Below are 13,317 nucleotides of genomic sequence, written 5' to 3'. Positions count from 1 at the left end.
GCGGGACCGGCGGCGGGGTCAGCCGGGCAGGGTGTCCTCGTCGACGATGTGCACGGCGGCCTCCTCGGCGGAGGACGCGGCGCCGTCGATGCCGATGTCCGTGGCGACCACGGCGCTCTCCTCGTCCTCGTGCGTTCCTTCGTCGGGGGCCACGAGGCGCCCGGCGCGCGCGGCGCCGACCTCGTTGTCCAGGAGCTCGCCGTCGGTGCCCTCGCAGTCGCCCAGACCGTCGCCGTCGGCGGCGGCGAGATCCGGCAGCTCCTCGGCGAGCCGCTGGTCCAGCGTCTCGCCGCGCAGGCGCTCGGCCGCCGTCACGCCCACGTGCTCCACGGCCCAGGGCCGCTCGGGTGGGGACCAGCCCCGGTCGAGGGGGTCGTCCACGCCGTCGTTCTCCAGGGTGTCCTCGGCGTCCAGCAGGCCGGCGTCGTCCTGAATCTCGGACGCGTCGGGCTGGTAGACGTCGTCTCCCCATCCGTCGGCGCTGTTCACGGGTACCTCCAGGGGGTGGGGGCGGGCCCGTTCCCGCCGCGGCCCGCGCAGGGCCGCCACTGCAGGGGGCACTGGCGCCGCCCGTCGCCGGTCCGCTGGGATGCCGGGCGATCCCCGAGCCGGTGCCTGACTACAGCCTTCCACCCCTGTTCGGGCCCGCGCAACGGCACGGCCCCCTGTCACCGGCCGGACGTCCCCCGGCACGCCGTGTCCGAGCGTCCCCGGCGTGGCGGGTCGGACCGTCCCCGGCGCGGTGGGTCCGACCGGCCCCTCCGCGGTCGCCCCGCTCACCCGTGCCAGGACCGCCACAGCGCCGCGTACGCCCCGTCCGCCGCAACCAGTTCGTCGTGGCTGCCGAGTTCGCTGATCCGGCCGTCCTCGACGACGGCGATGACGTCCGCGTCGTGCGCGGTGTGGAGCCGGTGGGCGATGGCGACGACGGTACGGCCGTCGAGGACCCGGGCCAGGGAGCGTTCCAGGTGGCGGGCCGCGCGCGGGTCGAGCAGCGAGGTCGCCTCGTCCAGCACCAGCGTGTGCGGGTCCGCCAGGACCAGTCGGGCCAGCGCCATCTGCTGGGCCTGGGCGGGGGTGATCGCCAGCCCGCCCGAACCGACCTCGGTGTCCAGTCCGTCGTCCAGCGCCCCGGCCCAGCCGTCCGCGTCGACCGCCCCGAGTGCCGCCCAGAGCTCGGCGTCCCCGGCGTCTGTCCGGGCGAGCCGCAGGTTGTCGCGCAGGGAGCCCACGAAGACGTGGTGCTCCTGGTTGACCAGGGCCACGTGGGAGCGGACCCGCTCCGCTGTCATCCGGGACAGCTCGGCGCCGCCCAGGGCGACCCGGCCGTCCCGGGGCGCGTAGATCCCGGCGAGCAGCCGGCCCAGGGTGGACTTGCCCGCGCCCGACGGGCCGACCAGTGCCAGCTTGGTCCCGGGGGCGACCTCGAGGGACACCTTGCGCAGCACGTCCACGCCCTCGCGGTAGCCGAAGCGCACGCGGTCAGCGTGTACATGGCGCCCGTCGGGGGTCAGCTCGGCGTCCCCGGCGTCCGGCTCGATGTCCCGGACTCCGACCAGCCGCGCCAGCGACACCTGGGCCACCTGGAGTTCGTCGTACCACCGCAGGATCAGTCCCACCGGATCGACCAGCATCTGCGCGATCAGCGCGCCCGTCGTCAGCTGGCCCACACCGATCCAGCCCTGGAGCACGAACACGCCGCCGACCATCAGCACCGAGCCGAGCACGGTGACGTGGGTGACGTTGACGACCGGGAAGAGCACCGACCGCAGCCACAGGGTGTACCGCTCCCAGGCCGTCCACTCCCTGATCCGCCGGTCCGACAGCTCGACACGGCGGTCGCCCAGGCGGTGCGCCTCGACCGTCCGGCCGGCGTCCACCGTCTCGGCCAGCGCACCGGCCACGGCGGCGTACCCCGCGGCCTCGGACCGGTAGGCGGCGGGCGCGCGCCGGAAGTACCAGCGGCAGCCGACCACCAGCAGCGGTACGGCCACCAGTACGGCCGGCGCCAGCTCCGGCGCCGTGACGACCAGCCCGCTCAGCAGCAGGACCACCCACACCACGCCGATGGTCAGCTGGGGCACGGCCTCGCGCATGGCGTTGCCGAGCCGGTCGATGTCGGTGGTGATCCGCGAGAGCAGATCGCCCGTCCCGGCCCGCTCCAGCACTCCCGGCGGCAGTCCGACCGACCGCACCAGGAAGTCCTCGCGGAGATCGGCCAGCATCCGCTCGCCGAGCATCGCCCCGCGCAGCCGCACCTGCTGCACGAACACCGCCTGGACGACGAGGGCGAGCACGAACAGCGTCGCCGTGGGCCCCAGATGGAGCTCACGGGCCCGGTCCGAGACCCGTTCGACGAGTCCGCCCAGCAGGTAGGGGCCCACCATCGAGGCGAACACGGCCATGGTGTTCACCGCGATCAGCAGCAGGAAGGCCCGGCGGTGCCTGCGCAGCAGCTCGGCCACGTAGGCGCGGACGGTCGCCGGGGCACCCACCGGCAGGGTGCCGGCCGTGGTGGGGGCCGCCGGGTCGTGGGCCGGTGGCGCCACGCCGATCATGCTGTCTCCTCGATCTCTTCCAGTCGCTGCAGTACGTCGTCCTCGGCCAGGACGCCGGTGAGCGGGGGCTCGTCCTCGGTCTCGCGCGTCACCACGGCCCGGTACCGGGGTTCGCTGCGCACCAGTTCGCGGTGGGGACCGACGGCCGCGACCGTCCCGTCGTGCAGGAACACGACCCGGTCGGCGCGATCCAGCAGCAGCGGGGAGGAGGTGAACACCACGGTGGTGCGCCCGTCGCGCAGTGCGCGCACGCCCCGGGCGATGCGGGCCTCGGTGTGCGAGTCGACGGCCGAGGTCGGCTCGTCAAGAACCAGCACCTGCGGATCCGTCACCAGCGAGCGGGCCAGCGCGAGGCGCTGGCGCTGGCCACCGGACAAGGACCGGCCGCGCTCGGTGATCCGGGCGTCCAACGGGTCCCCGGCGGCCGCTGAACCCTGGATCAGTGCCGCAAGTACGTCCCCGCACTGCGCGGCGTCCAGCGCCGCACCGGGGTCGACCGCGCCGGAGGCCGGCACGTCGAGGAGTTCGCGCAGCGTGCCGGACAGCAGCACCGGGTCCTTGTCCTGGACGAGGACCGCGGCGCGCGCCGACTCCAGCGGCAGTTCGTCGAGCGGCACACCGCCGAGCAGCACCGAGGCGCCCTCCTGCGTGGGGTGGCCGCCCAGCCGTTCGGCCAGCCGTCCGGCCGCGTCCGGGTCGCCGCACACCACGGCGGTCAGGCGTCCGGCGGGGGCCAGCAGCCCGGTCGCCGGGTCGTACAGGTCACCGGTCGGGGTCCGGGAGTCCCGCGTCCCCGCGGTGTCCGTGGCCCGTTCCAGGGACAGCACGCGCGCGGCCCGCCTGGCCGAGGGCCGGGAGAAGGAGTACGCCATGGCGATCTCCTCGAAGTGCCGCAGCGGGTAGGTGAGCACCATGACCGAGCTGTAGACGGTGACCAGTTCGCCGACGCCGATCCGGCCCTCGCGGGCCAGGTGGACCCCGTACCAGACCACGGTGATCAGCAGCAGCCCCGGCAGCAGTACCTGGACGGCGGCGATGAGGGCCCACATGCGGGCGCTGCGCACGGCGGCGTGCCGCACCTCCTGGGAGGCGTGGCGGTAGCGCTCGAGGAAGAGTTCCTCGCCGCCGATGCCGCGCAGCACCCGCAGCCCGGCGACGGTGTCGGAGGCCAGTTCGGTGGCCCGTCCGGCCTTTTCGCGCTGGACGTCGGCCCGCCGGGTGGCGCGGGGCAGCAACGGCAGTACGGCGAGCGCCAGTACGGGCAGCCCCAGGGCTACCACCACACCGAGCGCCGGCTCGTGGACGACCAGGCCGACACAGACGATCACGATGGTGACGGCCGCCGCGGTGAACCGCGACAGTGCCTCCACGAACCAGCCGATCTTCTCGACGTCACCGGTGGAGACGGCCACGACCTCACCGGCCGCGACCCGCCGGGTCAGCGCGGAGCCGAGCATCGCGGCCTTGCGGGCCAGGAGTTGCTGGACCCGGGCGGCGGCGGTGATCCAGTTGGTGACGGCGGCACGGTGCAGGAAGGTGTCACCGACCGCGTTGCCGACGCAGGCCAGCGCCATCAGACCGCCCGCCAGCGCCAGCCGCCCGCCGGACCGGTCGACGGCGGCCTGCACGGCGGCACCGACGCAGAACGGCAGGGAGGCGACGGACGCGAAGTGCAGCAGTCCCCAGGCCAGCGACCTGAGCTGGCCGGACAACTGGTTGCGGAAGAGCCACCACAGGAATCGGGGCCCCGAGCGTGCGTCCGGCACACCCGGGTCGGGATACGGAAGGTCTTGGATCTGCATGACGTCCCAGGGGCTCGTGTCAGGGTCGAATGGGGACCGGAGGGGTGGTGCGAAGGGCGGCAGCGACCGCGGGAAGGCACAACAAACCGTGACAGGTTCGCGTCGTACCGTGGTGGGACGCAAACGGTTTTCCGCGACGGCCGCGCGGTGGTGCCACCATGGAGCGATGCAGAGCGGCGCACGACGTACGGTGGTCGCGGTGGCGGCCCTAATTGCCCTCATGACAGCACTGACGGCGTGCGCGGGTGGCGAAGCCGGTGGTACAGGGACGGGAGCGGGGAGCCGCGCGGAGCAGACCCGCCCGGCCGCCGTCGACCCGACACGCGTCCCCGGTGTGGGCGACCGTCTCCACAGCCGGATCCCGGCCGGCTCGCGCCAGGTCGTGGCGGTGTACGGCGAGGGCCGGAACTCCCCCGATGCCACGGTCGTTCTGTACACCCGGACGGGTTCCGCCTGGCACCGCGAGCGGAGTTGGCCCGCGCACAACGGCACGAAGGGCTGGACCACCGACCATCACGAGGGCGACCGGCGCAGCCCCGTCGGCGTGTTCACCCTCAGCGACGCGGGCGGGGTGCTGCCGGACCCGGGCGCGAAACTGCCGTACACCCGGTCGCCCGCCTTCGCGGCCCCACGCTGGTGGGCGAAGCCGTACTGGCACGACTTCGACTACGTCATCGCCATCGACTACAACCGCGTCAAGGGAACCCCGCCGAACGACCCCACCCGCCCGGAAGGACGGAGGAAGGGCGGGAGCATCTGGCTGCACATGGACCACGGCAGCGGTACGTCGGCCTGTGTGAGCCTGCCCCGGACGGCGATGGAGTACCTGCTGCGCACGCTCGACCCGAGCCGGCATCCCGTCGTGGTGATGGGGGACCGGGCGAGCCTGAAGTCCTGAGCACTCCTGCCCGCAGGTCCGACGACAGGTCAGCATCCCGCGAGGACAGGTCGACGCCTTCCTCCGACGGGTCAGCAGCCTCGTGTGGTCGGGTCAGCAGCCCCGCGCGGGGCTCCCGTCGATCAGGGTGTCGAGCAACTCGCCCAACGCCTCGCGCTGTTCGTCCGCCAGCGGGGCCAGGATCTCCTCCGCCGCCGACCTGCGGGCGGCGTGCAGCTCGCGCAGGGCGGCGTGCCCGTCCGCGGTGAGCTCGATGCGGATCACCCGCCGGTTGGCCGGATCCGGCACCCTGCGCACCTTGCCGCTCGCCTCCAGCCCGTCGACCAGGGTCGTCACGGCCCGGGGCACCACCTCCAGCCGCTCGGCCAGATCGGCCATGCGGGGCGGCGAGCCGTAGTGCGCGAGGGTGCGCAGCAGCCGGGACTGGGCCGGGGTGATGCCCAGCCGGCGCCGCTCCAGATGGTGTTTCTGGATGCGGTGCACCCGGCGGGTGAGCCGAAGCAGCTGCTCGGCCAGCAGGCCGTCGGGGTCGGGGGTGGTCATACGGGAACATTATCAGGATGGCGTTCATTGTGAGTATAGGTAACAATGAACGGGGTTCCGGCCTGCCCGTGCCGTGACACGGCGCTCGCCCGGCCCTCGCGAGGGCCCCACCTTCCGAAGGAGACCATGCATCCCGATCACGAACCCGCCTGGACCCCGCCCGACGGGGCCGAGCGGCAGCCCCGCCAGGTCCGCCGCATCCTGCGGCTGTTCCGCCCCTACCGGGGCCGTCTCGCGCTCGTCGGCCTCCTCGTCGGCGCCGCGTCCCTGGTTTCGGTCGCCACGCCGTTCCTGCTGAAGGCGATCCTCGATGTCGCGATCCCCGAGGGCCGTACCGGGCTGCTCAGCCTGCTCGCCCTCGGCATGATCCTCAGCGCGGTCCTCACCAGCGTCTTCGGCGTGCTCCAGACCCTGATCTCCACCACCGTGGGCCAGCGGGTCATGCACGACCTGCGCACCGCCGTCTACGGCCGGCTGCAGCGCATGTCGCTCGCCTTCTTCACCCGCACCCGCACCGGCGAGGTCCAGTCCCGCATCGCCAACGACATCGGCGGCATGCAGGCCACCGTGACCTCGACGGCCACCTCCCTGGTCTCCAACCTCACCAGCGTGGTCGCCACGGTCGTCGCGATGCTCGCCCTCGACTGGCGGCTGACCGTCGTCTCGCTGGTGCTGCTGCCGGTGTTCGTGTGGATCAGCCGCCGGGTCGGCAACGAGCGCAAGAAGATCACGACCCAGCGCCAGAAGCAGATGGCCGCGATGGCCGCCACGGTCACCGAGTCGCTGTCGGTGAGCGGCATCCTGCTCGGGCGCACCATGGGCCGCGCCGATTCCCTGACCCGCGCCTTCTCGGACGAGTCCGAGCGTCTGGTCGACCTCGAGGTGCGCTCGAACATGGCCGGCCGCTGGCGGATGGCCGTCATCACCATCGTCATGGCGGCCATGCCCGCCGTCATCTACTGGACCGCGGGCATCGCCCTCCGGGCCGGCGGCCCTGAGATCTCCCTCGGCACCATCGTCGCCTTCGTCTCGCTGCAGCAGGGACTGTTCCGGCCCGCCGTGAGCCTGTTGTCGACCGGTGTCCAGATCCAGACCTCGCTCGCGCTCTTCCAGCGCATCTTCGAGTACCTCGACCTGCCCGTCGACATCACCGAGCCCGCACGGCCGGTCCACCTGGAGAGCGTCAAGGGCGAGGTCCGCTTCGAGAACGTCACCTTCCGCTACGACGACAGGGGCGGCCCCGTCCTCGACGGCATCGACCTGACCGTCCCCGCGGGTGGCAGCCTCGCCGTCGTAGGCCCGACCGGCGCGGGCAAGTCCACCCTCGGCCACCTGGTGCCCCGGCTGTACGACGTGACCGACGGCCGGGTCACGCTCGACGGGGTCGACGTCCGCGACCTCGACTTCGACACCCTGGCCCGCGCGGTCGGCGTCGTCTCCCAGGAGACGTACCTTTTCCACGCCACGGTCGCCGAGAACCTGCGCTTCGCCAAGCCGGACGCCACCGACGAGGAACTGCACGCGGCGGCGAAGGCGGCGCAGATCCACGACCACATCGCCGCCCTGCCCGACGGGTACGACACGGTCGTCGGCGAGCGCGGTCACCGCTTCTCCGGCGGCGAGAAGCAACGCCTGGCGATCGCCCGTACCATCCTGCGCGATCCGCCGGTCCTGGTCCTCGACGAGGCGACCAGCGCGCTCGACACGCGCACCGAGGCGGCCGTCCAGCAGGCCATCGACGCCCTGTCGGCCGACCGCACCACGCTGACGATCGCCCACCGGCTGTCCACCGTGCGCGGCGCGGACCAGATCGTGGTGCTCGACTCCGGGCGCGCGGTCGAACGTGGTACGCACGAGGAACTGCTGGAGCAGGGCGGGCCGTACGCGGCACTGGTGCGCCGGGACGCCCAACTGGAGCCGACAAGATGAAGATATGCCGGGTTTGCGGCGGTATGCGGGTTACCGTGCCCGCATGCAGATGAACACTCCGTCACGGAGCACGATTCGACTGACGCGCCGGGGCCGTCTCGCTCTCATCGCGACCGGGGCCGTCGTGGCGGGCACCGCCGTGGCGGTGCCGCTGCTGACCCTGGGGGACGAGGAGGAATCCCGCCCCACCACGCTGGTCGTCCCGGAGGGTTGGCGCGCGAGCCAGGTCTACGCCGCCGTCGACAAGGCCCTCGAACTGCCCGCGGGCACCACGAGGAAGTCCCTCGCCAAGGCCGCCCTGAAGCTGCCCGCCGACGCCGACGGCAACCCCGAGGGCTACCTCTACCCGGCGACCTACCCGCTGGAGGAGAAGGCGACGCCGGAACGGCTGCTGGCGCGGATGGTCGACACCGCGAACGCGAAGTTCAACGGAGCGCCGATCGCCGCCGGCGCCCAGCGCAACGCCATGAACGTCTACCAGGCGGTCACCATCGCCAGCATCGTCCAGGCGGAGGCGGCCACCAAGGCGGACATGGGCAAGGTGGCCCGGGTGATCTTCAACCGGCTGGAGCGCGGCATGCCGCTCCAGATGGACTCCACCGTCAACTACGCGCTGAACCGCTCCACGCTGCGCACCACGGCGAGCGACACGAAGATCGACAGCCCCTACAACTCCTACGCGCGCATGGGCCTGCCGCCCACCCCCATCGACAACCCGGGCGAGGACGCGGTGCGCGCGGCGATCAACCCGACCCCGGGCGACTGGCTGTACTTCGTCACGGTCGGGCCGGGCGACACCCGCTTCACCGCCGACTACAGGGTGCACCAGCGCAACGTCGCGGAGTTCAATGCCCGGCAGAAGAGCGGCGAACCACCGAAGAAGCAGGGGCAGTAGCCGGTGACGGGTCGTCGGGGACCCGGCGGGAGCTCAGGCGGCGAGGGGTTCCCCGGACAGCAGGCGCCCGATGTCCCGCACCGCGGCGCGGCCCGCCCGGTTGGCGCCGACGGTGCTGGCCGACGGGCCGTAGCCGACCAGGTGGACCCGGGGATCGGCGACCGCCCGGGTGCCCTCGAGGCGGATGCCGCCGCCGGGCTCCCGCAACCGCAGCGGGGCGAGATGGCCGACGGCCGGGCGGAAGCCGGTCGCCCACAGGATGACGTCGGCCGTCACGTGACGTCCGTCCGTCCACCGCACCCCGTCGGGCGTGATCCGTTCGAACATCGGCCGACGGTCCAGGACCCCGTCGGCGATGCCCTGCCGGATCGCGTCGTTCAGCGGCAGCCCCGTGACCGAGACAACACTGCGCGGTGGCAGCCCCTTCCGTACCCGCTCCTCGACGAGCGCCACGGCGGCCCGCCCCGCATCCTCGTCGAAGGGGCCCTCGCGGAAGACCGGCGGACGCCGGGTCACCCACGTGGTCGCCGCCGCGTACCGGGCGATCTCCAGCAGGTGCTGGGTGCCCGAGGCGCCGCCGCCCACGACGACCACCCGCCGGCCGGCGAACCACTCGGGCCCGGGGTACTGCGCGGTGTGCATCTGTCGGCCCAGGAACGTCTCCTGTCCCGGATAGCGTGGCCAGAAGGGACGGTCCCAAGTGCCGGTGGCGTTGATCAGCGCCCGCGCGGACCAGACCCCGTCGGAGGTCTCCACCCGCAGCCGCCCGCCGTACCCCTCCCGCACCGCCCGCACGTCCACCGGACGCCGCACCCGCAGATCGAAGGTCCGCTCGTACCGGGCGAAGTACTCGGTGATCACCTCGGCGGACGGTCGCGCCGGGTCGGTGCCGGTCAGTTGCATGCCCGGCAGCGAGTGCATCCCGTGCACCTTGCCGTAGGTCAGCGACGGCCACCGCAGCCGCCACGCGCCGCCCGGCCCGGGGGAGTGGTCCAGCACGACGAAGTCGCGACCGGGCTCGAACCCGGTGCGGCGCAGGTGATGGGCGCTGGACAGACCCGCCTGCCCGGCACCGACGACGACCACCTCGACCTCACGCACGTTGTCCACATTTCAATCAACACGGCCCGGGTCGTGGATCTTCCCGTCGGACCTCCCTCCGCCGGCCGGCGCATGGGCCAGGATGGGAGCCATGTCAGATGCCTTCACCACCCGTGTCCTGAACCTCACCACCGGCTCCACGGAGAGGGTCGTCGACATCACCGGCGACTGCGAGTCCTTCCTGCGGGAGGCGGCGGCCGACCGCGACGGCCTGCTCAACGTCTTCGTGCCGCACGCCACGGCCGGTGTCGCCGTCATCGAGACCGGCGCCGGCAGCGACGACGACCTCCTGGCCGCCCTGCACACCCTGCTGCCCGCCGACGACCGCTGGCAGCACCGCCACGGCAGCCCCGGCCACGGCCGCGACCACGTCCTGCCGGCCTTCGTCCCGCCCCACGCCACGCTGCCGGTGGTGGGCGGACGGCTGGAACTCGGGACGTGGCAGTCGGTCTGCCTGGTCGACACCAACAGGGACAACCGCGAGCGCACGGTGCGGTTGAGCTTCCTCGGATCCGCCTGACCGGTCCGGATCACGGGGCGTCGCGGCCGCCGACCCCGGGCACGCCGTCACGGTAGGGGGCCCGGCAGCGACGTCGACGCGGCCTTCGGGGCAACGGTCGCCCTTCTCCCCGGGGTCCCCGCTCCGCCGCGGGTGCCCGGTGGAGAGGGCGCCCGCGGGGAACGGGCCCGTCCCCGTGCGTCACCGTCCCTCCCACCCGGCGGGGCGGCCACCGGGCGCACCGGCGCGGCGCCCGTTCATCCGCGGGCCCGACGACCGCGTACCGCCGCCCGCCACAGATGCTCCGCCGGGAGGAGCAGGGACGCGACGGCCGCGCACACCGCCCACTGGCCGAGGTCCAGCGACACCGTGTCGAAGACGCCGTGGGCCGGTGGCACCTGCACGGCGACGACCTGGAGCAGGAGCACCGCGGCCAGGCAGATCCACAGGATGCGGTTGTGCAGCTGGTGCCGGCCGAGCACCGGGCCCTCCTCGCTGCGCGCGTTGAGGGCGTTGACCAGCTGGAAGAGCACGAACGTGGTGAAGGCCATCGTCGAGGCCGTGCCGGCGTCGGTGAGCTCGCGGGCCACGGCGAACACCGCCACCGTCCCGACGGCCATCAGGGCACCGGCCCGGGTGATGGCGGCCAGCCGGCGCAGCGCCAGGATGCGTTCCCCCGGCGGCCGCGGCGGGCGGGACATCACGTCGTCGCGGGGCGGATCGATGCCCAGGGCCATGGCCGGCGGGCCGTCCATGATGATGTTGACCCACAGCAGCTGGATCGCGGTCATCGGGCTGGGCAGCCCGGCGAGCACGGTCGCCAGCAGCGTCAGGATCGCCCCGATGTTGGTGGACAGCTGGAACCGCACGAAGGTCACGATGTTGTCGTAGATGGAACGGCCCTCGCGCACCGCGCGCACGATGGTGGAGAAGTCGTCGTCGGTGAGCACCATGTCGGCGGCTTCCTTGGCCACGTCCGTGCCGGTGACGCCCATGGCGACACCGATGTGGGCGGCGCGCAGCGCGGCGGCGTCGTTCACCCCGTCCCCGGTCATCGCCACGATGTGGCCGCGCTGCGACAGGGCGCGCACGATGGTGACCTTGTGCTCGGGGGCGACCCGCGCGAACACGCCGATGCCCTCGATGCGGGCCGCGAGGTCCTCGGCGCTCATACGGCCCAGTTCCGCACCGGTCACGATGTCGCCGGTGATGCCGAGCTCTCCGGCGATGGCGGCGGCGGTGTCCGCGTGGTCACCGGTGATCATCTTCACGGTGATGCCGGCGGCGTGGGCCAGGGCGACCGCGTCGCGGGCCTGGGGGCGCGGAGGATCGGCGATGCCCGCGACCGCGGTCAGGGTGAGGTCCGCCGGCTCCTCGGGGACCGGTCGCCCGGCCGGCGTGACGGCGGTGGCGGCACCCAGCACGCGCAGGCCCCGGCCGCCCAGCCGGGTGGTCACGGCGGTGATCTCCCGGCGCCGCTCGGGTGTCAGCGCGACCGGCCCGTCGTCGGTCAGCAGGTGGGTGCAGCGCGCCAGCAGGACGTCGACCGCTCCCTTGACGTGCACGCGCGTCTGTCCGCCGGGCTCGGGGTGGAAGGTCGCCATGTACTTGGCGGCCGGGTCGAACGGGATCTCGCCGGTGCGCGGAGCCCCGGCCCGCAGCGCCTCGACGTCCACGCCCGCCTTGGCGGCCAGCACGAGCAGCGCGGTCTCCGTGGGATCACCGATCGCGCCCTCGCCGGAGGTCAGCCGCGCGTCGTTGCACAGCGCGAACGGCAGCACGGCGCCGTCGGATACGGGCGGCACGGCACCGCCCGCGGCCTCCCGTCCGCCCGCCGCGGTGGGTGCCGCGGTGCCCAGCCCGGAGTCCGCCGGCCGTACGCTCCCCGCCGTGCCGTACCCCTCGCCCGTCACCTCGTACAGCCGGCCCGCCGACCACAGGACACGGGCCGTCATCTCGTTCAACGTCAGCGTGCCCGTCTTGTCGCTGCACACCACCGTGGCCGAACCGAGCGCCTCCACGGAGGCGAGCCGCTTGACGATGGCGCCGCGCCGGGCCATCCGGTAGACGCCCAGGGCCAGTGTGAGGGCGAGGACGGCGGGCAGTCCCTCCGGGATCGCCGCCACCGCGAGGGCCACCGCGCGCAGCGCCAGGTCCGCCAGATCCTCCCCGCGGACCAGGGCGACGAGCGCGTACGCCACCACGGCCACACCGCTGACCACGGCCAGCCGCCGGCCCAGGCTGTCCATCTGCACCTGGAGGGGACTGGGTGGCTCGCCGCCGCTGCGCAGCGCCTCGGCGATCGCCCCCACCTCGGTCCGCATACCGGTGGCGGTGACGACCATCTCCGCGCGGCCCCGGGTGAGAGCGGTGTTCATGAACAGCATGCCGGTGCGCTCGGCGACGGGCACCGCCTCCCCGTCGCCGGACACGACGGGCGCGGTCGTCTTCGCCACCGGGCGGGACTCGCCGGTCAGCGCGGCCTCGGCCGCCTCCACCGACTCGGCCACCACCAGGCGCCCGTCGGCCGGAACACGATCGCCCGCCTCGAGCAGGACGATGTCACCGGGCACCAGGGACCCGGCGGGCACCAACCGCACCTCTCCGTCGCGGCGCACACGGGCCGTGGGCACCAGCATCCGGCGCAGCGCCTCCAGGCTGCGTTCCGCGCGCCGTTCCTGGAGGTAGCCGATGGTGGCGTTGACGACCAGGACGACCGTGATGACGACGGCGTCGCGGACGTCACCGAGCAGTCCCGCGACCACCGCGGCCAGCAGCAGGATGCCGATCAGCCAGCTGCGGAACTGGTCCAGCAGCCGCAGCCACTGCGACCGGCGGGCCGGTTCGGCCAGCTCGTTGGGTCCCCAGGAAGCGGTCCGCTCCCGTACGGCCTGCTCCGTCAGCCCGGTGGCCGGGGCCACGCCGAGCAGATCCGCCACCTCGGCGGCCTCCCGCCCGTACGGCTCCGGTGCCGGTACGGGTTCCGGCCCCGCCCCGGCCCCATGGGCCCGACCGGGCCCGTGGGCCGGTCCGGACGGACGCTCCCCCGGCACGGGGGGCTCCTGGGGCGTGCGGACCTGCTGGGTCATCTC

General features: G+C 73.5%; 10 protein-coding genes. 4 read left to right on the top strand and 6 right to left on the bottom strand.

The genetic code is table 11. The annotated features are described in order from the left end of the window. Window positions 1–18 precede the first annotated feature (18 nt). The 3 genes from ACFYOV_RS22875 to ACFYOV_RS22865 all read right to left on the bottom strand — a co-directional run bounded on the left by ACFYOV_RS22875 (window position 19) and on the right by ACFYOV_RS22865 (window position 4,360). Window positions 19–489, bottom strand: coding sequence for a DUF5709 domain-containing protein (locus ACFYOV_RS22875; RefSeq protein ID WP_389090170.1), 471 nt, complete (start codon window positions 487–489; stop codon window positions 19–21). A gap of 287 nt (window positions 490–776) precedes the next feature. Then, window positions 777–2,558, bottom strand: coding sequence for an ABC transporter ATP-binding protein (locus tag ACFYOV_RS22870; RefSeq protein ID WP_389090168.1), 1,782 nt, complete (start codon window positions 2,556–2,558; stop codon window positions 777–779). Continuing rightward, complete coding sequence (locus tag ACFYOV_RS22865; protein WP_389090167.1) at window positions 2,555–4,360, bottom strand: ABC transporter ATP-binding protein; 1,806 nt, start codon at window positions 4,358–4,360, stop codon at window positions 2,555–2,557. The genes ACFYOV_RS22870 and ACFYOV_RS22865 overlap by 4 nt, the downstream gene beginning before the upstream one ends. A 220-nt stretch (window positions 4,361–4,580) precedes the next feature. Between ACFYOV_RS22865 and ACFYOV_RS22860 the strand changes: the two genes are divergently transcribed. Then, window positions 4,581–5,258: a hypothetical protein gene (locus ACFYOV_RS22860; protein ID WP_389090166.1), complete on the top strand. Its 678-nt coding sequence runs from the start codon at window positions 4,581–4,583 to the stop codon at window positions 5,256–5,258. A 93-nt stretch (window positions 5,259–5,351) separates the two neighbouring features. Here the strand turns inward: ACFYOV_RS22860 and ACFYOV_RS22855 are convergent, their stop codons facing one another. After that, window positions 5,352–5,801 carry a MarR family winged helix-turn-helix transcriptional regulator gene (locus ACFYOV_RS22855; protein WP_389090165.1) on the bottom strand — a complete coding sequence of 150 codons (450 nt, stop codon included), beginning with the start codon at window positions 5,799–5,801 and terminating at the stop codon, window positions 5,352–5,354. A gap of 126 nt (window positions 5,802–5,927) precedes the next feature. On the opposite strand from ACFYOV_RS22855, the gene ACFYOV_RS22850 reads away from it, so the two are divergent. Together ACFYOV_RS22850 and mltG are read left to right on the top strand one after the other, a co-directional pair. After that, the gene (locus ACFYOV_RS22850) at window positions 5,928–7,730 is read left to right on the top strand and encodes an ABC transporter ATP-binding protein (protein WP_389090164.1); all 1,803 of its coding nucleotides are present in this window, start codon (window positions 5,928–5,930) and stop codon (window positions 7,728–7,730) included. 43 nt (window positions 7,731–7,773) lie between these two features. After that, window positions 7,774–8,625, top strand: a complete 852-nt coding sequence (gene mltG, locus ACFYOV_RS22845; protein WP_389090163.1) for an endolytic transglycosylase MltG — start codon at window positions 7,774–7,776, stop codon at window positions 8,623–8,625. 33 nt (window positions 8,626–8,658) lie between these two features. Here mltG and ACFYOV_RS22840 read toward each other — a convergent pair whose 3' ends face one another. Continuing rightward, entirely contained in the window at window positions 8,659–9,735 is a 1,077-nt protein-coding gene (locus ACFYOV_RS22840) for an NAD(P)-binding domain-containing protein (RefSeq protein ID WP_389090161.1), read from the bottom strand. 82 nt (window positions 9,736–9,817) lie between these two features. Here ACFYOV_RS22840 and ACFYOV_RS22835 point away from each other — a divergent pair, with 82 nt between their 5' ends. Further along, the gene (locus ACFYOV_RS22835) at window positions 9,818–10,246 is read left to right on the top strand and encodes a secondary thiamine-phosphate synthase enzyme YjbQ (RefSeq protein ID WP_389090160.1); all 429 of its coding nucleotides are present in this window, start codon (window positions 9,818–9,820) and stop codon (window positions 10,244–10,246) included. 236 nt (window positions 10,247–10,482) lie between these two features. Here the strand turns inward: ACFYOV_RS22835 and ACFYOV_RS22830 are convergent, their stop codons facing one another. Then, complete coding sequence (locus ACFYOV_RS22830; protein WP_389090158.1) at window positions 10,483–13,314, bottom strand: cation-translocating P-type ATPase; 2,832 nt, start codon at window positions 13,312–13,314, stop codon at window positions 10,483–10,485. Window positions 13,315–13,317 lie beyond the last annotated feature (3 nt).

The organism is Streptomyces sp. NPDC005931 (genome assembly GCF_042871235.1).
Lineage (GTDB): Bacteria > Actinomycetota > Actinomycetes > Streptomycetales > Streptomycetaceae > Streptomyces.
The sequence above is the reverse complement of the archived record's forward strand: the minus strand, read 5'-3'. Positions and strand labels throughout refer to the sequence as shown.